Annotated in this window: 19 protein-coding genes and 2 tRNA genes; 6 read left to right on the forward strand and 15 right to left on the reverse strand. The window is 57.1% G+C overall.

Annotated elements, in window-relative coordinates; all coding sequences use genetic code 11:
• Nucleotides 1-4: 4 nt before the first annotated feature.
• Nucleotides 5-1,951 (reverse strand): site-specific DNA-methyltransferase, encoded by a 1,947-nt coding sequence (locus PMI03_RS23050; protein WP_007698887.1) that lies wholly within the window; start codon nt 1,949-1,951, stop codon nt 5-7.
• 271 nt (nt 1,952-2,222) lie between these two features.
• Here PMI03_RS23050 and PMI03_RS23055 point away from each other — a divergent pair, with 271 nt between their 5' ends.
• Both PMI03_RS23055 and PMI03_RS23060 read left to right on the forward strand, forming a co-directional pair.
• A complete protein-coding gene (locus PMI03_RS23055) occupies nt 2,223-3,176 on the forward strand; it encodes a DUF4357 domain-containing protein (RefSeq protein WP_007698890.1) in 954 nt (317 codons plus the stop codon).
• Nucleotides 3,177-3,270: 94 nt separating this feature from the next.
• A tRNA-Ser gene (locus PMI03_RS23060) sits at nt 3,271-3,360 on the forward strand.
• Nucleotides 3,361-3,466: 106 nt separating this feature from the next.
• Here PMI03_RS23060 and PMI03_RS23065 read toward each other — a convergent pair.
• Together PMI03_RS23065 and PMI03_RS23070 are read right to left on the reverse strand one after the other, a co-directional pair.
• A complete protein-coding gene (locus PMI03_RS23065; RefSeq protein ID WP_007698893.1) occupies nt 3,467-3,865 on the reverse strand; it encodes a cupin domain-containing protein in 399 nt (132 codons plus the stop codon).
• Between the two features lie 86 nt (nt 3,866-3,951).
• The gene (locus PMI03_RS23070) at nt 3,952-4,872 is read right to left on the reverse strand and encodes a DUF1003 domain-containing protein (protein WP_007698896.1); all 921 of its coding nucleotides are present in this window, start codon (nt 4,870-4,872) and stop codon (nt 3,952-3,954) included.
• A gap of 497 nt (nt 4,873-5,369) precedes the next feature.
• Between PMI03_RS23070 and PMI03_RS23075 the strand changes: the two genes are divergently transcribed.
• Nucleotides 5,370-6,326, forward strand: a complete 957-nt coding sequence (locus tag PMI03_RS23075; RefSeq protein ID WP_007698900.1) for a hypothetical protein — start codon at nt 5,370-5,372, stop codon at nt 6,324-6,326.
• Between the two features lie 71 nt (nt 6,327-6,397).
• On the opposite strand, the gene PMI03_RS23080 is transcribed toward PMI03_RS23075, so the two are convergent.
• The 5 genes from PMI03_RS23080 to PMI03_RS23100 all read right to left on the reverse strand — a co-directional run bounded on the left by PMI03_RS23080 (nt 6,398) and on the right by PMI03_RS23100 (nt 9,202).
• Nucleotides 6,398-6,883 (reverse strand): DoxX family protein, encoded by a 486-nt coding sequence (locus tag PMI03_RS23080; RefSeq protein ID WP_007698903.1) that lies wholly within the window; start codon nt 6,881-6,883, stop codon nt 6,398-6,400.
• A 20-nt stretch (nt 6,884-6,903) separates the two neighbouring features.
• Nucleotides 6,904-7,659: a DNA-binding domain-containing protein gene (locus tag PMI03_RS23085; protein WP_007698905.1), complete on the reverse strand. Its 756-nt coding sequence runs from the start codon at nt 7,657-7,659 to the stop codon at nt 6,904-6,906.
• A gap of 9 nt (nt 7,660-7,668) precedes the next feature.
• Complete coding sequence (locus PMI03_RS23090; RefSeq protein ID WP_007698915.1) at nt 7,669-8,523, reverse strand: DUF692 domain-containing protein; 855 nt, start codon at nt 8,521-8,523, stop codon at nt 7,669-7,671.
• Nucleotides 8,524-8,593: 70 nt separating this feature from the next.
• Entirely contained in the window at nt 8,594-8,878 is a 285-nt protein-coding gene (locus PMI03_RS23095) for a DUF2282 domain-containing protein (RefSeq protein WP_007698917.1), read from the reverse strand.
• 48 nt (nt 8,879-8,926) lie between these two features.
• Entirely contained in the window at nt 8,927-9,202 is a 276-nt protein-coding gene (locus PMI03_RS23100; protein ID WP_007698920.1) for a DUF2282 domain-containing protein, read from the reverse strand.
• Between the two features lie 340 nt (nt 9,203-9,542).
• On the opposite strand from PMI03_RS23100, the gene PMI03_RS23105 reads away from it, so the two are divergent.
• The 3 genes from PMI03_RS23105 (at nt 9,543) to PMI03_RS23115 (ending at nt 10,965) form a co-directional block, all read left to right on the forward strand.
• Nucleotides 9,543-10,109, forward strand: coding sequence for a sigma-70 family RNA polymerase sigma factor (locus tag PMI03_RS23105; protein ID WP_007698924.1), 567 nt, complete (start codon nt 9,543-9,545; stop codon nt 10,107-10,109).
• A complete protein-coding gene (locus PMI03_RS23110) occupies nt 10,096-10,731 on the forward strand; it encodes an NrsF family protein (RefSeq protein WP_007698927.1) in 636 nt (211 codons plus the stop codon). Before PMI03_RS23105 ends, PMI03_RS23110 begins: the two co-directional genes overlap by 14 nt.
• 160 nt (nt 10,732-10,891) lie before the next feature.
• Nucleotides 10,892-10,965 (forward strand) — tRNA-Gln (locus PMI03_RS23115).
• A gap of 1,880 nt (nt 10,966-12,845) precedes the next feature.
• Here the strand turns inward: PMI03_RS23115 and PMI03_RS23125 are convergent.
• The 7 genes from PMI03_RS23125 to PMI03_RS23155 all read right to left on the reverse strand — a co-directional run bounded on the left by PMI03_RS23125 (nt 12,846) and on the right by PMI03_RS23155 (nt 21,002).
• Nucleotides 12,846-14,018: a glycosyltransferase gene (locus PMI03_RS23125; protein WP_007698931.1), complete on the reverse strand. Its 1,173-nt coding sequence runs from the start codon at nt 14,016-14,018 to the stop codon at nt 12,846-12,848.
• Entirely contained in the window at nt 14,015-15,151 is a 1,137-nt protein-coding gene (wecB, locus tag PMI03_RS23130; RefSeq protein ID WP_007698932.1) for a non-hydrolyzing UDP-N-acetylglucosamine 2-epimerase, read from the reverse strand. Before wecB ends, PMI03_RS23125 begins: the two co-directional genes overlap by 4 nt.
• Complete coding sequence (locus PMI03_RS23135; protein WP_007698934.1) at nt 15,144-16,733, reverse strand: hypothetical protein; 1,590 nt, start codon at nt 16,731-16,733, stop codon at nt 15,144-15,146. Before PMI03_RS23135 ends, wecB begins: the two co-directional genes overlap by 8 nt.
• The gene (locus PMI03_RS23140; protein ID WP_007698937.1) at nt 16,730-18,106 is read right to left on the reverse strand and encodes a phenylacetate--CoA ligase family protein; all 1,377 of its coding nucleotides are present in this window, start codon (nt 18,104-18,106) and stop codon (nt 16,730-16,732) included. The genes PMI03_RS23135 and PMI03_RS23140 overlap by 4 nt, the downstream gene beginning before the upstream one ends.
• Before the next feature lie 63 nt (nt 18,107-18,169).
• Nucleotides 18,170-19,147: a glycosyltransferase gene (locus tag PMI03_RS23145; RefSeq protein WP_007698940.1), complete on the reverse strand. Its 978-nt coding sequence runs from the start codon at nt 19,145-19,147 to the stop codon at nt 18,170-18,172.
• Nucleotides 19,147-20,223: a glycosyltransferase gene (locus PMI03_RS23150; RefSeq protein WP_234943620.1), complete on the reverse strand. Its 1,077-nt coding sequence runs from the start codon at nt 20,221-20,223 to the stop codon at nt 19,147-19,149. The genes PMI03_RS23145 and PMI03_RS23150 overlap by 1 nt, the downstream gene beginning before the upstream one ends.
• A gap of 32 nt (nt 20,224-20,255) precedes the next feature.
• Nucleotides 20,256-21,002: an ABC transporter ATP-binding protein gene (locus tag PMI03_RS23155; RefSeq protein WP_007698946.1), complete on the reverse strand. Its 747-nt coding sequence runs from the start codon at nt 21,000-21,002 to the stop codon at nt 20,256-20,258.
• Nucleotides 21,003-21,005 lie beyond the last annotated feature (3 nt).

A 21,005-nucleotide genomic window follows, 5' to 3' on the forward strand; every position in this document is an offset into this window, starting at 1 on the left:
AATATCAGTCCTCGAAAAACGACTCAGTGCGAATATCCAAACCAAAGTCGGACAAAATGCGATCCGGTATCTGATACCAAATGACATCGTCCGTAACGATCAAATTTCGTCTACTATATACATGATATATCTCGGCCAATCCTGCAGCACTCGCTTCATCGGTTATGGTCTCATATACGTCTTCTGTCAGATCGGTATTAGAGCCTGCTCCGGTCCAAACGAGAAATATGCCTTCATTGCCCGCATTCCGTGCAACAAGATAGGAGTAGGGCTTTCTTTCATCATAGACAGGGATGAGTGCTGCCGATCGACGACTCCCTGTGCTAGAATGCGAGGCGATAACGGCGTCGATCATTTCATCCCGCTCCATTAGCAAGAGAGTTCTTGAGTCGACCTTTTTCTCCAGCGTTTTGAACGTGAAGCCAGACCGGTATGGCGGCTCCTTTACCTTTGCTACCCAAGCACCCTCTACGACACGACGGAGCCGATCAACGGTTAGTGTCTTTGCATAAGAGTCGCCATTCTCAGGGCGCCCCTGCTCGATTAAGATGAATCGCCTATCAGCTTCCTGCTCGTGATTCAGCTTGAGGACTGCATGCCCTGTTGTGCCCGAACCAGCAAAGGGATCGAGCACCGTTCCCTTGGGAGGGCACCATATTTGAATGAGTTTTGTAATGAGCTTCAGTGGCTTTACGGTTTCAAAACCATGACCGGAGCCAACTACTGCCGTGAGCTCATTCACGCCAGTTTGGCTATGTCCAGACTCCTCATGATCCCACGAGACATCGCCGAGAACCTCGGGCTCGTCGATATCCTCGTCCGCCCAATAGGTCATAGGCACACGGCCTTTTTTTACATCTTCAAGATACCGCTTTTGTTGCGGACGTCCGGCACCCTTGATACCGAAGAATATCTTCGGCCAAAGACCTTCTTTTATTTTTTCAGTCGCTGCGGTCTTGGCTTCTTCGATTGAGGATTTGAGGACAAGTGCTTTTACCGGCCTAACCTTGGCTTCATCCACGCCAACGATATCGGCGCGAGTCTTCGCGTCATCAATGGTTCGCAGCTCGTAGGTGGCTCCCCAGCCCTCGATAAGTCTTTTCGTATCTGCCTGGGGAAATACCCAGCACCGTCCAGTCGGAGGGTAATGGATCACACCGGTAAACGGCGATTGAATACCGTAAACCATCCCCTGATGTGTGAGTGCTTTGGGTCCCGAGAAATCGCCAGCCTTCCATAGCCGATTGTCTCCGTCCCTGCTTGTGTAGCGTGCATCCATAGAGCCGGTGCGTATTTCAAGACCAGTCTTCGCAATTCTCTCTTCCTTCGCATAGACAAGCACATACTCAGTCGCTGTTGAAACGTGCCGGTTATCGGATCTCGGTGAATAGGATTTTTGCCAATTAATGATCGCCAACCGATTAGTCTCACCGAATATCTCGTCGAGCATCTGTCCGAGATGGAAAAGTTCACGACTGTCGATACATATTGCAAGCACGCCCGACGGTTTCAGCATCGCGCGTATCATTTGCAGACGCGGATACATGAATTTCATCCACTTGGTGTGCTTGGCAGGATCGTCACTGCCGACAAATTCACCCAGTTCCGGGTCGTTCGGATCAGTGTCCCATTTATCGTTGTATCGAAAATCGCCGCCAGTATTATAAGGCGGGTCTGTCAATACCATGTCGATTTGACCGCGATCACGATAAAGCGAGGCCAGCGCTTGAAGGTTATCTCCTTCAATTATGACATTCTGTGCCTGGCCACGTTCGTCGCCTACACTCAGCGACTTGATTGTGCGTTGACTTCGAGGACGGACGCGGCGACCAATCTGACGCGCCAGCAATTTGCCGGGAAACGAAAGGTTCACTCCGGCCCCAGTTTTCTCCCGGATTATTTCCATCAGCTGCTTTACTGACAGCGCCTCCAAGTCCAAGATGTCGTCCATCAGCTATCCATGAAATAAAAGTGAGGCCCAGCTCGCAACCGTCGTTCTGGGCGTTTTCAGCTTACGATTGGTAGAGAAATTGATCGGTTCGAGCAAGGGCACCGACATGAGCAAAGACCATCCAGGATGTCCCTTACACTGTTTGGGTGCCGCTATCGCGTTCCGATCGAGGAGCCTTTTCGAGAGAACGTAGGGCGCCATATCGTATCGACATTACAATAAGTTGGCACATAAAACTGTTTTAGATCGTTTTCTTGAATGAGTGTAGATCATGTCTAGCGAGAAAGCCCCAGTTGGACGGGTTGTCAAGATTTTCATCACCGGTCAGGACCCGCGAAGTTTAAGAACCGTCGAGCTCGACAACTGGACAGGCGTCGCTATCACCGGGCAACCTGAGTTCTTTAAGAAGGCGCTCGAAGATGAAGTTCTCAGCCGATCATGCGTCTATCTTCTGATCCGCTCGAGCGCGGATGACGATCTGCCGGAAATTTACGCTGGAGAAAGCGACGACTTCTCCCAACGTTACACGAGCGGCAAGTTCCCGATCGAGTTCGACACCTTTCTGATTTTCACGAGCAAAGACGACAATTTGACACGAGCCCACGTTAAGTGGCTCGAGCGCGAACTCTGGTCCATCTTGAAAGGTAACAGCGGCAAGGTTCTGGTTGCGAACACCAATAAACCCACAGGTTCTAACCTACCTCGCGCGGACATCGCGACCATGCGGACCTATCTCAACAACATGATATATGTGCTTGAGGCGTTGGGATATGACCTGTTCTCTGTCCAGGAACGCACGTTTGCATCCCTACCGGCTTCCAAGCCAGTTGAAGGTCCGGTCGCGGGCGATGACGATCTGTCGCTCAACCTGTATTCAACTCTGCCACGGCGCCCAGATGACCGAGCGTTTTTGCGATACGAGAACGGCGCCTATATCTTGATATCTGGCTCCAAGATCAATGCCAAAATCACAGATAGTTTGCCGGCGAACGTCAGAAAGCTTCGACAGCAGTTGATCGAGGACGGCGAGCTAGTCGGGCGTGGCGAGTATCTCGAACTCACGCGAGACATACCATTCTCGAAACCCTCTCCCGCATCCGCGCTTGTTAAAGGTAGGAGCTCTACTGGATATATGGATTGGGCTAGAGAGACGGACAACATGCCGCTGGGTGCTATCCTCGGTATTGCTGCGACAGGTCAATCGCCCGACGATCCGGCACAGTGAGGCCACACTCGGCTCATCCCTTCCTTGGGAATTGCCATCCCCCCCGTCACTCGCTATGAGAACGCCGCGCCAACAAGCGCCGACCAGCATAACCGGAGAGGTGGCAGAGTGGTCGAATGCACCGCACTCGAAATGCGGCATGCCTGCAAGGGCATCGTGGGTTCAAATCCCACCCTCTCCGCCATTTATGCCGATGTAGATCGAAGCCGATCAATCAAAGCGGCCCTACGCACCATTCGTTAGAATGCTTTGAAATCCCGCAACAGACCCGACCTACGTCACCCGGCTCGTCAATCCGCCCCGAAGCGATAGACCACATCCTCGAAGGAGCCGGTAGGAAACACGTAGAACAGCTTCAAATTTACGTTGGAATCGTTTCGGATGCCGTGCTCCGCGTTGCCGGGGATGAAGACGGCTGTGCCGGCGGTGACGGCCGTTTCGCGTCCGTCGACCGTCAGGATGCCGGTTCCCTCGAGAATGAAGTAGATCTCGGGCTGTTCGTGCCGATGGGGCTGAAGGGCGCCGCTGCCCGGTGCGATCTCCGCGACGCCCGCCGTCATGCTGTCGGTCGGGGTTCTGTCGCTGCTGAAAAGCGTGTGCCAAGATATTCTGCCGCGGGATGGATCGTTCCACTCTTCAAGTGGTCGCTCTTCGGCGGTGGTGATGACGGCCTGTGAATGCTCGCCCATTTTGCCTCGACCTGTTGTTCAGGATGCCGTCCTGAACGGTGTCACAACGATCGCGGATGTCAATGAGCAAGGCTTTTCCCGGGCCTCTACTCCTCCGAATCGTCGGTTTCCGCCGCCTTGGCCTTGCTTCCGAACAGGCTCTTCAGCGCGCTCGTCTTTGCTTTCGACGCCTTGCTGACCTTCATGGCGCGGGTGGCAGCTTTCGCCTGTTCCAGCATCATCTCGATCTGGATCTGCTGGATTTCGGTCAGGCGCTCCCATTGGCGATTGAGCAGATGGTCGACTTTTTCGTGCAGGTGGCGGATTTCCAGTTCGGCTTTTAGGTTGACCTTGTAGTCGTTAAGCGCGCGCAGCCGGTCCTTGGCCTCCTGCCGGCGCTGGCTCATCATGATGATCGGCGCCTGCAGGGCGGCGATCGTCGAGAGGATGAGGTTCAAAAGAATGAACGGGTAGGCATCGAAGGCCTTGTTTTCGCCCATGAGGGCATTGATGCCCATCCAAACGGCCAGAAACAGACAGAAGGAGATGATGAAGGTCCAGCTGCCGCCGAACGCCGCGACGATGTCGGCCATGCGGTCGCCGATGGAGCGGTGATCCTCGTAGTCTTCCTCAATGTTCTCGGCGAGCGTGTCATGCGTCTTCAGGCTTTCGACGACCTCGTCCTCGAGGTTGGAAAGCTCGCCGCGCTCGTCCGTCAAAAGCTCGGCGATATATTGGGCGCGATAATCGTCCATCGCCTTGCGGCTGATATAGTCGTCGGCGCGAAGGTCGGGATGTTTCAACCGCATGAAGTCCGCCAGCGAGGGGCGGAGGTCATCGACGTGAACGGCATCCTTCTTCTTCAGAGTCTGGCCGGTAATGGCATCGACGAGCTTGACCGACTTGGCCTTCGCCTGGGCGAGGCTTTTGGTATAGTCGTCCATCTCCACCACGGTTGCCGCTTCGCCCTCGCCGGCGTCGAAGTCGACGATGCCTTCGGTCGGATCAACGGTCTTTGTCTCAGTCATGTGCGGCCCTCGTTTGCAATTTTTCGTTCATCTAGCCAATGATCGGAACAGGATTGTGACTGTAACCGGATTGTTGAGACAGGCCTCGTCATAAAGCCGTTTCCTTTCGCCCAATCTCCACCGGTCGTCTGTTCGCTGTAAATGGTCGTAACGATGTTGTTCTAAGCAATGGCAAACAAATCATGCCGCAGTTGCGTTCATGGCACGATATGTCCGCCGCCGGCTGCGCCACGATCAGGCCGCTGGGCATCGTTTAACAACTGATCCGTGAGCCATTGAAAATATTTGTAAAATCGGAGCGTGTCAGCGCTGCAGATTCTTCTAAATGAATCGCGATTGTGTATTTCCAACCCCTTGACCATGGCCCGCAGGCTTCTATTTGCCGCAGTGCAACATGCGTCTTGCTGCACTGAATGAATGAGTATGTTTGAACGGACTATTCAACAGGGGTGTTGGGCCTGTTGTCATGGGTTCGCACATGTGCGGAAAGGATACCTATGCACAATCCTCCGGCAAATGACCTGGAGTCCATCGCCCGACGAGGTGGCCGTTTCAAGCGGATGGCCGTCCGGATACCGACCTACCTGACCGATTTGAGGGAAAATCCGGCCTGGTTGCCCATGTTTCTGCTCGCTCGGACGCTGCCGTTTCGGCGCATGCACTGGGCGGCGACCAGGCGACCGGTAGCGCGCCCCGCTTCCGGGACGTCCATGTTCACTGGGATCGGGTGCAATACGGTCGTCAATGCGCTGCGCACGGACGGGATTTTCTCCGGCCTCACCCTGCCGGACAATATTCATCAGGAAATCGCCGAGTTCGCGCGCACCACGGGCTGCTTCGGCAATTTTAACCGGAAGCTCGAATTCGTCGCGCCTGAGCATGCGCAAGCGGAAGCGCAATTCGGGCGGCCCCTTCTCAGCGGGCATTTCTTCGAGCGCTCGCTTGATTGCGACGCGGTCCTGGCGGTGCAGCGCGATCCGCTGCTCACCGATGTGGCCAAACATTATCTCGGGGGGCAGGCCAAGGTGATCACGACCCGCGTCTGGTGGAGTTTTCCGACGCAGGCCTCCGAGGCGGATCGAAGCATGGCCTCGCTCGACAAGTTTCATTTCGATCTCGACGATTGGCGGATGCTGAAATTCTTCTTCAATCTCGTCGATGTCGATGAAGGCACCGGGCCGCATGTTTTCGTCAAAGGCAGCCACAGGCGGCGCGCCATGAAGCATCAATTGACGCTTATGGTCGGCCACCCCGCGGATGAGGTTCTCGGCTATTACGGCAAGGACAGCACCGTCACGCTGACTGGGAAGGCCGGCTTCGGCTTCGGCGAGGATCCCTTCGGCTTCCACATGGGCACGGTGCCGACGGAAAAGCCGCGTCTGATGATGGAAGTGGGCTTCGGCGTCTCGAAGCCGTCGCAGCGCCGGTTTCATGGAGAGCCGGTTCTCAAGTAGATGATTACCGACCACTGGCATTGCCTGGACACCGTTGCCCAGGCAATGCCAGTGGTGTCCCACATCCGTCGCTACACGCCACGGCGGATATGCCGGGCGATCAGATGGTCGATGGCGATGCGGCCCGGCCCGGCGGCGATGATCACCAGGAAGCAGGTGGCCCAGGTGCCGTGCGTCGGCCAGGCATCGGGATAGACGAAGATCTCGATTACCAGCGTCATGCCGAGCAGCGCCAGCGCCGACAGCCGGCTGGCAAAACCGATCATCAGCAAAAGCGGAAAGAAATGCTCGCTGAAGGCCGCGATATGGGCAGCGATCCAGGGATCGACGAGCGGCAGTCTGTATTCCGTCTGGAAGAGATAGACGGCATTGTCGGTGACATACCAACCGTCGACCTTGGTCTGGCCCGATTGCCAGAAGACGGCGGCGATCGACAGGCGCGCAATCAGCGCGATCAGGTCGTGCGGAATACGGTCTAACAATTTGAGAGTGCGATAGAGCCTTTGCGGCACGGTTTCGCGTTCGGCCGTGACGGCCGTCATTGTCTGGTCTGGCATGGCGTTCTCCTGAACGGCGTCTAGCGAATAGTCGTGAATGCGCCGGCGGCAAGCGCCCCGGCGAGATTGGCTGAGAGATCGAAGTCCGGTGCTATGGCGACAGCCGCCTCGACGGCTGTAGCAAGATCGGCGCGGCCGGCAAGCACCTCCAGAAACACGGCGCCGCCGGCGGGCAGCCGATGTATTTCGACCATCATCTCCGGCCGCACAACGAGGGCGTCCTCGCCGCTCCAGTTATCAATTGGGCGGAGCTCCATCTCGCCGGCATTCATCGCCCAGATGGTAACCATCGGAAAGGGCGAGCGCAGGATCGAGGCGGAGGGATGCAACACGAAAACCAGACTTGCCAGCCGCTCCGGTTCGATCGCCGCCAGCAAGACAGGGTCGAGCGGCGCGGCGTCAGCGGCGTGATAGGCTTTGCCGCGTGCTGCCTCCAGGCGGATGACATCCGGTAGATAGTCGATGTCGCCCGCCGGCTCGAAGGTTTCGACGAAATCGGCGAAATCATCGCCATAGGCCAGCAGCAGCGGTGATTGTGGTGGGTGCAGCCGGACGAATTCATGCGCCATGGCGGCGAAGAAGTCCTTGCCGACGATGTTTTCGGCCACCGGAAAACGCGAGGCGAGCGCGCCGATCAGCCCGGCCACGACATTGTCGCGGTAGACGCCGAAGCGCCGTTCCGGCCGGAGGCCATTCCATGCCGTCAGCCCTTCGGGAACGGCGCGATCCGTATCGAGGAGTGCGGTGGCGAATTCGGCCTGGGTGGTGACGGACATGGTCGCTCCTCATGCCGCCCGGCGGTCGGCGGCGCGGCGCAGGATGGCACTGGCCGCTTCCGCCTCGGCTCTGAGAACCGGCCATTCGGGGACGTCATTATCCCACTCGACCAGGCTCGCAATCGGCCCGGTGCGGGCGATCAGCTCTTCATAGAGCGCCCAGACGGGATCCTTGATGGCGGTGTCGTGGCTGTCGATCAATAGCGGTGCGCCGGCGTCGTCGACGGTTTCGGAATGGCCGCTCAGATGGATTTCGCGCACCCATTCCACGGGGAAGCGGGAGAGATAGTCGCGCGGGTCCATGTGGTGATTGGTCGAGGCGACGAAGACGTTGTTGACGTCGAGCAACAGGCCGCAGCTGGTGCGCCGGACGATCTCGGCGAGAAAATCGGTCTCCTCGATGGTGCTTTGCTCAAACAGCAGATAGGTGGCCGGGTTTTCGAGCAGCATCTGCCGGCCAAGCAGCGTCTGCACCTGGTCGATATGGGCGCAGACCTGGGTGAGCGTCATCTCTGTATAGGGCAGCGGCAGGAGATCGTTCAGAAACGTCGTGTCGTGCGTCGACCAAGCGAGATGCTCGGAAAAGCTCTCCGGCTCGTAGCGGTCGCAGACGATCTTCAGGCGAGCGAGGTGATCCGTGTCGAGCGGCTGCATCGAGCCGATCGACAAGCCGACGCCGTGGATCGACAGCGCATAATCCTGGCGCAACTTGCTGAGCTTGGCATGCGGTGGTCCGCCGGCACCCATATAGTTTTCGGCATGTACCTCGAAAAAGCCGACCGGCTGCGCAGCAGCATCGATGGCGGAAAAATGCTCGGGCTTGAAGCCGACGCCGGCGCGGTGGGGAAGCTCTGAGGGTTTCATAACGGACCTCGTTCATTTTGGGAGACGGCGGCGCGACCGAGATAGCGCCGCCCGTCATTGCTCGCTTTGATCAGACCGGTGCCGGTCCCTGGGCCAGGGTTCCATGGCCGTTCGGCGTCTTGATCGTTTCGCAGGTGCCTGCCGGAACCAGTTTCCAGGAATTTTTCTGGTAGTCGGTCTTCGATGTGCCGGCGCAGGTGGTACCTGGACCGGCAGCGCAATCGTTCTGGCCCTTGAGAGCGATGCCGTAGCATTTCTCCTTGGCATCGGCCGCGGAGGCCGCGGGAACGCTGACGATCAGCGTCAGCGCTGTGGCGACCGAGGCTGCGAAGGCGACTGCGGGAACTTTGGTCATGACAAACTCCGGTTATCGTGTGGTTCGGATGATAAGCCGACGAATGGATCAGGCCGGGGTCAGTGAGCCGTGACCCTTGGGTGTCTTCATGGTGGTGCAGGTGCCGGTCGGGACGAGCTTGAAGGACATCTTGTCGTAGCTCATGGTCGACTTGCCGGCGCAGTCATGCTTGCCGGCGGCGCAATCGTTCTGGCCCTTCATGGCAACGCCGTAGCACTTTTCCTTGGACATGCTGTCAGTGGCGGAAGCCGGAGCAGCGACGACGGATGCGAGCGCTGAGGCAAGCGAACCGGCAATAGCCAGGGTGAGGATGCTGTTTTTCATAGATCTGTCTCCGTAATAGGTGCCAGCCGTGATTGGCTTGCACTGACGTCTACGGAGCCGCCACGGCGAATATTACAGATGCTGCGAAATTTTCTTGGATGCCGCCCGAGCCCCAGCACGGACAGTCTAATATTCAATTCGATCCGTGTATATCAGGGAGGATAACGTGTGCTTGATCGCGCAGTCGCGTTCTTTTCGTGCGGGGCTCTGGCAAATCGTCGAATAATGTCCAATCGTCAGTGCAGGCGCTTCGGTTGAAATCCGATCCGGGGAAGTTTTGAAAAAGCGTGGTCATTGCCAGTAACAAAATCGTGCGGCCACGCGTAGAGGAGAATGTCGGGTGAAGCATTCGGCGCGCGAAGAGGAATGGGCAGTCTGGATGCGCGCCGCCATCGATGGCGATGCGCAGGCCTACCATCGCTTCCTGTCCGCTGTTGCGCCCTATCTGCGCGCCATGGCGCGGCGGCGCTGTGACCAGTTCGGCGCGCCGGCAAGCGAGGCGGAGGATGTGGTCCAGGAAGTGTTGCTGGCCATTCACCTGAAGCGCGGAACATGGGATACGTCGCGCCCCATTGGCCCGTGGATATCGACGATCGTGCGCAACAAGCTGATCGACAGCCTGAGACGGCGCGGGCGGCATGTGAACGTGCCGATCGACGATGTCATCGATAGCCTGGAGGCGGACGAGCAGACAGATGCCTTGGATCGGCTCGATGTCGACCGTATGCTGGCGCAATTGCGAGATCCGCAGCGGACCATCGTGCGTTCGATTTCGGTCGACGGAATCAGCGTGCGCGAAACCGCCGACCGGCTGAAGATGACTGAAGGTGCAGTGCGCGTGGCGCTGCATCGCGCATTGAAGGCGCTTGCCGCCTTGTATCGGAGTGAAAACAGTGAAAACCGATGACCTCATCCATCTTCTGGCACAGGACGCTCCGGTCCGCACGCGGATCGGGCCGGCGCTGACGCTTGCGGCCATCGGAGGCATCCTGATCAGCGGTGCGATGTTCTTTGCGGCGATCGGCTTTCGCGCCGACATCGGCAGCGCGATGGAAACGGTTCGTTTCCTGTTCAAATTCGTGGTGACGATCGTGCTTGCCGTCACCGCAAGCACCGTTGTATTCCGTATCGGCCGTCCCGGCGTGTCGTTGCGCCCCTGGGGCTGGATGCTTCTTGCCGCGCCGCTGCTGCTGGCCGCCGCCGCATTTGTTGAAATGATGGTCATGCCGGCCGATAGCTGGCGTCCACGCATGATGGGGCACAATGCGCGCTTCTGCCTGACGATCATTCCACTGCTGTCGATCGGCCCGCTTGCCTGCTTCCTCTTTGCGCTGCGCCAGGGGGCGCCGGAAAGCCCGGGTGTCGCCGGCGCGGTCGCCGGGCTCGCGGCAAGCGGCATCGCCGCCACCTTCTATGCCTCCAACTGTACGGATGACAGTCCGCTCTTCGTCCTGCTCTGGTATCCGTTGGCCATCGCTATCGTGACGGCGGTCGGCTATGTCGCGGGCAGGCGCCTGCTGCGCTGGTAAATGATCGCTATTGAGGCCCTGCAGGAGGCCATGATCCAGGGCTTTCGTCGAGCCTTGCCAAAAAAAAGCATTTGCCTGCGTTAAACTATTTGCATCTGCGGCGAATTCTATTATAGAGGCGCAGCCTTCACCGCGAAGGGTTTCATCGCGTCGCGGTCGTTGGGGAATAGTTCAATGGTAGAACGACGGACTCTGACTCCGTTAATCTTGGTTCGAGTCCAGGTTCCCCAGCCAATCTCTCTTTTTCAGATAAATCAATGATTTGATTGGGCAGCACCCGCCGCTACTGGAACAGTTTTCCGCCCCAATACTCCGGTTCAGTCCGGGTTACCCATTCGGATCTTGCTCTGATTACGAGACTGGGAGCCCATAGTCCGCCGGAAGCTTAATGATGTCTGATATCGGTCCAAAGCAGCCTAAGCTTGTCCCCTTTAGCCCTGAGCGGCTTGCTTTCATTGTTTTCTGCAAATCGATATAATCCCGACCGTCACCCAGGTCCTTTAACGCTATGAAACTAGCTCATATCAACCTAGTCGCCCGAGATGCCGAAGCGCTCGCGGCATTCTAGGTGAATATCTTCCAATGCGAGCATCTTCGTGAGCCCAGGATACTGTCGGGAGAAAAGGTATCGCGAGGCAATGGGATTTCGAGCTCTGAAATCTATTCGATCTGGTTGAAACTGCCCGGAATCGATGTGAAATACATGGGCACAAAGTCACGCATGATCGGGGGCCGCCGAGGGTCAATGAACCTGGCTTCGGACACCTATCTTTTGAGATGGACGACATTAGCATTGTACTGTCGGCGATCATTGACACAGGTGGCGAGAGAATCGGCGAAATTACGGATTTTGGAACAGCGAACAAGCCATTTCTGATTGCTTATACGCGCGATCCGGAGGGGAACGTCCTCGAGTTGGAGCAGCCTTGAAGTCGACCCAAATGCTGAGGACTGCAATCGGCCTTATGCTGTCTTATATGCCTACCCGTTGCGAGTTGAGGCGGGACATAGAACCAAATGTGGCGTCTCCTCGAGCTGCTTGAACATGCCCTTCATTTTCGCCTCGCCTCCCGGAATTAGTGCCCATTGTTCGGCGGTGGGTTCCGGCTCCAAGTAAACTTTCTCTAGTACTGCTATATTATCATCACCCTCCAGTCGAAATGTGGTGATCCAATTGAGGCTTCCAAAGTTAGCGGTCATTTTAAGGCGGTTAGCACCGGCATCAGTAACCTTGACTGCCTTTTGGACGATTTTATAGCCAGTGTCTGAGATGAGGACAAAGTCGCCTCCTAGAACCGCCATATATTCACCCTTGCAAGAATTTCCCAACACGTGGAGCTCGCTTGAGGTGAATTTTCGGATAACGGGACTCTCCTCGCTTTCAGAACAAGAGGTCATGAATGTGCCACATATAAGAAGAACCATAAGAGCGTGTGGCCTCCACCCGCGTGATCCTCCGCGCTTTGCCATTAAGTTACTCCCGCCACCTCGCAACTGCTGCGTGTCGATACCCTTTAGTCGCAGTCAGTTGGAAGTCCCTAAATTAAATCTTTAAAATCTTAGGAAGAATGCATCGCCACAAACGACGCTTGCCAAAGCGTTGGCATTGCGTCTCGCGTGGTGCAAAATCACCGCTTCTGACGCGATCCGGGGGAGCCATTTCGCCTGCAGTCGGCCCAAAGCGGACAACTTTTAGCTATGGTGGGCTAACTGTAATTCCGTATGTACTTCTTCGTGGCTAAAGTGGCTCGCCCTACACTGGTCTTCCGAGGGTTGCTCGGATAGGCTGAGCCGATCCTCGTGACAGGAGGACGAGCCGTGGCAGACTATAGAGAAGCTTTTGTCGGTGGTTCCCCGAACATCATTAAACGCGACACCAAAAACGCCAGCCTTGCGGCAAGCGCGCACCACGCGGCGGCGTCGACCATCGGTCGTCCTGGATCTTGCGAGCCATCCGCAAAACTCGATTATTCAAGGGCATAGGCCAGGTGACGAATTGAAATCGTTAGCGATAGATCGCCCTGCTTTTATCGCCTAGGTGCAACGGATATAGGACTTTTCTCCGATTGAAATCGGGAAGTGAAAGCGACAACGCGGGTCAGAGACATTTTTCTTCATATCAGTGCGAGCATTCGATCCAGTCGCGCTTCCCAGCTAAAATTTAGAAGCTTTGGATCATGCAGTCCTATAACCTCAGGTGGTGAGGCAAGTAATTTTTCGGCGTTATAAATCCACTCCGTTGGATCGCTCGCTACGGCAACTTGATCTTTGATATCGGCAAACGCGCCTATGTCTGTGGAGATGATGGGTTTCCCTGCCGCCATATACTCATATAGCTTCATCGGGAAAACACCCGACATATAACCTGTTGTTAGGTTAGGAAGGACTGCAATATCTGTCCCGCGCAAATAGTTCGGCAGAGTGTCATAGGACCGGTACCCCAAAAAATAAACGTTGGGCAGTTCTTTCAAGCGGCCAACGACTGGGCTTTTTTGGCCCTCCGGCTCGTCTCCGATGAAAATCCAATTCCAGTCGGGCCGAGCAATGGCGCATTGTTCCACGAGCGAGAAATCGAGCTTGTAGTCAGACAAAACTCCTGTGTAGCACAGCTTCGGCCCAATAATTTTAGCCAATTCGGCAGGAATTGTTCCGGCATGTCTCGCCTGCGAAAAATGCTCGATATCGGCGACGTTGCGCTCGTAGACACTGCGCTCTCCGGCCACGGCCGCGCAGTGAGACTGGAGATAGGGGCTTGTCGTAAAGACACGATCCGCTCTTTCGAGAAGCGTCACCTCCGCTTTTCGAAACGTATCGGCGTCCACGCCAGGGATCGCGGCAAGGTCGTCGACGCAGTGGTAAATTGTAGACCGCACCGGCAACCCGTCCATGATGCCGTCAACATACGGGTGATAGGTCCAGACTATAACATCATCACCATTGCGGTTGCGCTTCAGCCATTTGCGGATCGCTGAGCCAAGCAGCCACCGATTGAAAGCTCGGACAAATCTGCTCTTGTGACCGAATGGGATTGTGAGCGGCGCATAGACCCAGAGCGTTTGGTCAACTTTCTTTGGGGGGATGAACGCTCTCTTCAGGCGGTCCCATATGCGGAACAGATCACGCGCATTTGCTCTAGGGGCACGAATTCCGGGTGACTCGATATAGAGGACTTGATGGCCTCGCTTGGCCAAGCGGTCGGCGATATGCTGCTTGTTCGTCCAGTAAGGTGCTGCCCAATCCGCTGTCGAAAACATGACGAATGTCATTCGTTTATCGCCACCGGTCACCGCAACGGCTCCTTCGACAGGATGTCGACGATCCGCGCTGCCGCATTGCCGTCTCCGTAAGGATTGGGTCTTCCGGCCAGCCTTGCCTTGCGATGAGACCGCAGCCAGGAACTCGCCAGGGAAACAATATTTTCCTGCTCGATAGGCACTAGGCGAGAGAAGCCGGCGCGTACCCCCTCTGGCCTCTCCGTCGTCCTGCGCAACACGATCACCGGCACGCCGAATGAGGGAGCCTCTTCCTGCAATCCACCTGAATCTGTCAGCACCAGTTCCGCAGACGAAAGACAAAAGAGAATATCTGCATAGGGCACCGGATCCGCTAGCACGACATTCTCGATCCCATTGAGCCTTGGCATCACCAGCGCGCGGACATTTGGATTTAGGTGCACGGGAAAAAAGAATGTGCGATCGGGGAAGCGGTCGGCCAGCATGGCGATCGCTTCGACAATGACATTGAGGTCATGCGCAAAGCTTTCCCGCCGGTGGCACGTCACGAGCACGAACCGTCCCTGGCTTCGCGCGACCCGCTCCCTGACGGCGGGCGATACGTCACCGGTGGTCACTCTGCCTCGAAGCTCTTCCAGCGCATCGACGACGGTGTTGCCGGTAACGAAGACCTTGGATGGGGGGACGCCTTCTTTCCGCAATTGTCGTGCCGACCGCTCTGTCGGCGCGAAATGCAGGGTAGCCAATGACGTGACGAGCTTGCGGTTCATTTCCTCCGGAAATGGATTGTAGCGTTCATAGGTTCGCAGACCCGCTTCCACATGACCAACGGGAATCTGTGCGTAATGTGCAGCCAATGATGCCGAAAGAACCGTCGTCGTGTCCCCCTGAACAAGGACGACGTCCGGTCTTGCGGCTTGAAAGATCTTTTCACATGCGCCGATCGCAGCCCCTGTCAACGAGGCAAGCGTTTGATCGGGCTGCATGATGTCCAGATCGACATCCACGGAAAGCCCGAAGCTGGTCAATGTCTGGCGCAACATCTCGCGATGTTGTCCCGTTGAGACCACTGTACAGCGAAAAGCCTCCGGCCGCGCGTAAAGAGCCTTGATGACCGGCGCCATCTTGACTGCCTCGGGGCGCGTGCCGACGATGACCATGACATGACGCACGCCGATTTCAGCCATCGACAAAATCCGCCAATGCCACGGTGGCGCCGCGCCAGCGGACAGAGAATGCGAGACCTGACGGGGCTCCAACCGCGGTACCTTCCGTCAGTCCGAAGCCTTCATTTGTTTCCCGCATCGTCAGGCGCATCTTGGCCGCGATCCAGTCCAAGGTATCCTCTTCATTGAGCCAAAGGATCGGACGACCCGCCATTTCCAATTCGATATGGTCGATAAACTCACGATGCCGCGACAGGCGATGTTCCTCAGACCCCCACCCGTAGTCGTAGCGCGGCGAGAATGGATGATCGAGATAGCCAAACAGGTTCCCGGCGGTAACCGCCGCCGTGAACGCTTGCTTGTTGATCGCCAATGGATCCCCTTCCCTCAGAATACAATCACCATGCAACATGCACTGTTGGCTGTGCGTAACAACCCCCGACCTGTCACCCGGTATCGTTCCCCCCTTGGCCATCAGCATTTCCGGATCGTTGGCGATGATACCGCCAACGAAACCTTGAAGCCCCGCGCGCTTCAGCGCTTCCGGCACGTAGGCGGGATTCTGATGGAAAGGCGATACGGCATAGCGCACGGTCAAACCCGGCAGGCGCTGCTCGAGCCAGTCCGAAGAGGTTCGCGCTTCTATCTCACAGGCTTCTCCGGAGCCTCCCCAGCGGGGCGCATGCGTCACGGAGTGTGAGAGAACAGCTCCGCCGGCATCCAGAACCTCCTTCATCAGCGCGACGTGCTCGTCCTTGTCTTCCTGAGCAGTCTTGATCGCCACCGAGAACGGCAGGCCGCGCGCACGGTAGAGTTCGAACAAGGGCCGCGCGGACGCAATGTCTTCATCGCAATCCAGGCGCATCGTCACTGCCGCGTCATATCCGTGCGGAATTTCCCCAATGACCGGTATGCACGGCCTGTCCTCGTGCCGCCAATCCGCGAGGAACGCCTCGATCACGGCCCATTCGGCGCTGTCAACCGGACCCACTGGACGATTCCACCAGAGGATGGACGCCGTCTCGTTCTCCAGCAAGGTGACGAACGGCATATCCTCCGCAACACCGGGTGCAGAAGCGACCGCGAGCGTCGTCGCGCTGAGGGCTTCAGTCGTCATCGCAACGGACCATGGACCGGCATCGGCCGTGATCCGTCCGTATCCTAGGTTGTTCCATTCGTCGGCATAGTCAAACCGCAAGAAAGGTCGTGACGAAAATGGTGATGCATTCGCCAGGGGATGCTTGTTCCAGCTGACCACCGCCGATGATCGCGTCGTCGTATAGATTGGCGTCGGCGGGCACGCCGCCGCATCGGCCCATCCGGAAGCCAGGGGGGCCGGCGCGGCCAGCCCCGCCAAGGATGCGACCTTGTCGGGCAAGCGACCAAATAGCAGAACCTTGGCGTTTGACCTAGAAGCCGCAGCGGCCAGGGGCGCTTGATCCGCCCGGGGCGAGATGAAGACATAGACATCACCGTCCCCAATTGTTGGCACGGGATCGTCGGATGCCACTGTCACCAGACCCCGGGTCACCGATCGGCGGAATGCTTCCGCGACGATCTCGGTGGCGGTATCATCAGGTCTACCTGCAAATACGGTGATCATTGACCCGATGCCTCTTCTGGTACGAAATGCCTGAATTTCTGGCGCGAGCCAACCAGCTTCAGGTCAGCTGGCGTGATGAACTCGACTTCGACATCGTCGGCCCACCACGAGGCAATGCGTTCTCGGATTGCATTTGTGTCGGCGGCATCCTCCGGCACAAGCCGAAACACCGGTTTGCCATGGAGCATCTGAATCTGGAATTCGCGAATGCCACCGACGCGATCAAGCACGTCCTGGATAAAGTGGGTAGGGAGGGGCGTGCCGCCCAGCGTGATCACGTCGTGAACGCGGCCAACCATACGGGGAATGACGATGCCGTTCGGCTGTTGCGCCAGGATGGCGTTGTCGCCAGTGCGATAACGCAACAGCGGCATCATCCTGTTGAAAAGCGGCGTTATCACCAACTCACCGCTGCGGGCACCTTCAGGGATATCCGCCAGTCCTGTTTCCTCTTCGGTCCGCAACTCCGGCCATGCGAAAAACTCGTAAAATCGCATGTCGGAACTCTTTGGGTCGATCTGGTAGGCGATGACGCCCGCTTCGGCCAAGCCATAGCGATCAATCACCTGACATTGCAGCACCCGTTCAATGCGCTCTCGCTGCCGCGCTTCGAGCAACTCGCCAGAGGATTCGAAGATCTGGAACCCTTTGTCCTTGCCGCGGGTCGCCTCGACATGGGCTGCGAGCTGATCGGCGGTAGACGGATGGGCGTGCGCCAGATGGGGCCGGATCGACTTTATTCTGCGCCAGATCTGTTCGAGTTCCTCGCTTGCGAATGTTGCGAAGAAGATATTGTCGCGGTTCATGGCAAAGCACTTCACATGCTCACGCATACGGTCCCGCCACGGAAACACCTCCGGAAATTTCGAGGCGAAATGCAACTCGCTGCGCCAGTGCGTGTTCCCGACTCGACGGCGGCTTTCCTGGGTGATGGCAGAAGACCAGTCGGCCGCCTCCTGGTCATAGTAGATATGAGCGGACGGTCCGGTTGAACCACCGGTCTTGGCCACATGAATCCGCATGCCGTCCCGATCCTCGCGCAGCAGCCTTTGGCCCTGTTCGCGAATGATATCCTTCGTCAGATATGGCAGATCCTCGATATATCGGGGGTCCGCAGCCACCTTCGCCGGATCGAAGCCGATCGAACTGAACAGATCACGATAGTACGGCACCTTGGCGCCGGCAAAGAGGATCGTTTCGGCAAGGCGCGCGGCGGCACGCGCACGCCGCTCTGCAAACGGGCGGTCGATCTCTTCTCTAGCCCATCTCGTTTTGCTGCGAATATCGCGAGCCTCGTAGCGCTCTGTGAGAGGGTAGACGATGACCGTCGCCAAGGCCCCGCGAATGCCGTTCCGAAGAGCGCTAAGAATCATTGTCTTCCAGCCTTTGAAATTCCGCGTGAAATGTGCCGTGGTAACGGCAAATAGACTTGCCTGTCAACGCGCAGCCGCAAGCCTGTGGTAGAGCTCCAGCAACGGTTCGACGGCTCGATTCCAGGTAAAATTCTTGTTTACATGGCGCCGCAACTGCTCCGATGGCGGCGTTTCCGCTGCCTTTATCAACGCAACGGCAATTCCCTCTACATCGTCGCTGTCGACATACAGAGCATGATCTCCAAAATACTCACGGGTGGAGCCTTCGCCGGTGACCACGAGCCGCGCACCTGCAGCCGATGCCTCCAAAGCAGCAAGGCCCGGCGTCTCCAACGTCGAAGGCAGACAGAAAACCTCGCAAGCAGCATATGCAGACCGCAGCAACGGGCTATTGTGATCGAGTGCGCCCAAATGGCGGACATTCGGACCGGCCTCAGCGAGACAAGCCTCACCATATTCTGCGTCTCGGATGTGGCCAAAGAGTATCAATGGCTTGCCGGCCCGCTTTGATGCGCGGATCAATGCCAACTGGTTCTTGCGTGGCTCGATATTGCCGACATTGAGCACAAACGGTCCATCAACCTCGAAGGCGGAGCGGAAAAGCCCAGGGTCAACCGGCTCCCCGAACCACGGATCGCAGGCATTGCGCACCGTGTGGAAGCGTTCGCGCGATAGACCGAGTATGGTCGAGATACGGTCGCTTTCCACATCGCCATTGGTAACGATCGCATCGGCCAAGGAAAGCTGCGCGGCGATTTCGGCGATTGGGTAGAGATGCTTGGTTTCTTCCGTCAGCCAGAGGCTGGCGGAAATGACGAGAGGAATTCCCCGCGCCTTGGCGTAGTTGCACAGATGTACGGAGCCGCCCATACACGAGAAAAAATGAAATATGTCCGCCTTGTCGAGATCGCCACGCCAAGGATCATGCCGCACGACATCCGCGCCGGCGTTCAACAGATACTGTTCATATTTGAGCAGCTGTATTTCGCCACCGCCCGGTGTTTCGAATGCCCAGGGATAAGTCGCATAGACAATGCGCATCAGGCCGCTCCCAACCCTTCGATGGCAGCTAGGACGAGCCTGCCGTCAGCCTCTATCCGCAGTTCCTCAAAGCGTTTTTTCCGCAAGGAGGCGTGGCCAGCGTGGTCGCCATCCATGAGAAAAGCCCCGATTGCCGCGGCAGCCGCTGCCTTGTCATCCTGCGGAATCAGCAATGCCGCAGACCCCAACACTTCCAATATTGCGGGAACGGGAGTGACGAACATCGGTTTATCAAAGGCCAGCGCATCGAGGGCGGGCACGCAGAACCCTTCGTGAGACGAGTGCGCGATGCAGGCCGTCGTCATTTCATAGAGCGCCTTCAATTGGCGATCCGATATCCCGTGATGGAAGGTGACAGGCACGCCATGGGTTTCCTCGATCGCCTTTGCGCGCGCCTTGACAAGATCGACATAGGGGCCGTTTGCGGGACCACCGACGATATCGAGTGCGATCGGTATCTTCAGCGCCGCTAGCTCTCCGGCGATATCGATAATATCGAGGACGCCCTTATGTGCAACGATGCGCCCGACATAGAGGAGATTTTGCTTATCCGACGCAGCCCGGAGATCTTCGGCCTGAACAGCATTCCACCGGTCCGCGCCGATGAGCGGCGGGCAGATGACAATCCGGTCCTTGTGACGCGCTAGAGCATCCGCATCGAACGCCTCCAGCAGACACTTCGCCGTCGCTTCCGAATTGACCATGATGATATCGAACTTGGCAAGAAGCGGACGCTGCTCAAGGCCCAGCCGGCAATTCTCGATTGTTCGCTCGTCAGCACGATCAATCAAATCAGGCGGTGTGATATTGTGAAAATAGACAATCTTGGCATTCGATAGGGCGACAATGTCGTCGAGCGCAGGATCGAAGATCGAATGATTGAAAAAGATGACATCTTGCGGCTGGACTGCCGTCCAGAACGCCGACCGGGTTTCAACAGGGTGAGGCTCTTGAACGTCTGTGTGTTCGGCCCAAAGCCGAACAACGTGCCCTGCTTTCTCCGCTAGAATGGCGATCTGCCGCGCGAAGCTGCCGACGGCGTCGTTCAAAACGATATCTCGGGCATGAATGTGCACTGTGCTCAAGGCTGTTCTCTCTACATTGTGGCTCAGCTAGCCGCAGTTGCAGGCGTCTCCACACCATCAATCTTCCGCGCCGGCACGACGGCTTCATCGGATTTGATGTGCCCCTGTTCCAACCGCACGATGCGTGTGCAAACGCGCTCAAGCATTTTCATGTTGTGGGATGCAATGATGAGGATCTTCGAACGGGAAACCAGATCCTCCATGCGTCTCTCGGCCTTCTTGGAAAAGGTTTCATCAACGACGCTCAGCCATTCATCCAGAAGAAGGATCTCCGGTGAGAACGCCGTCGAGACTGAGAAAAGCACGCGCATCAGCATGCCCGAAGAGAACGTGCGCAAGGGCATGCGGCGCATCTTTTCGTCCAGGTCCGTGAACTCCCAGATCGAATCGACAAGCTCTTTCGTTGGTTTGATACCATCCACGCGGAGCAAGAGCTTGATGTTGTCCTCGGCCGAAATTTCCATATTGGCGCCGATCGCAAGCCCGAGCAACGGCGTCATCTGACCGGTGACGGAGATGTTGCCTCCGGATATTGGAAAAATACCCGCGATCGTACGTAAAAGCGTTGTCTTGCCGGAACCGTTTGGCCCGTACAGCCCGATGCGTTCCCCGGCTTTGACTTCAAAGTCGATCTCGTGAAGGGCGCGGATGACCGTTGTTTTCTCCGTAGATCCGCCCGCGGCGGACAGCAAAAGCCTCTTCAGAGACTTGTCGTTCAGGTCGTAGATCGGATAGTCAAGCGTGACTTTCTTAAGCGTGATCGTAGCCATTGT

The sequence above is a fragment of the Rhizobium sp. AP16 genome (assembly GCF_000281735.1).
GTDB lineage: Bacteria > Pseudomonadota > Alphaproteobacteria > Rhizobiales > Rhizobiaceae > Rhizobium > Rhizobium rhizogenes.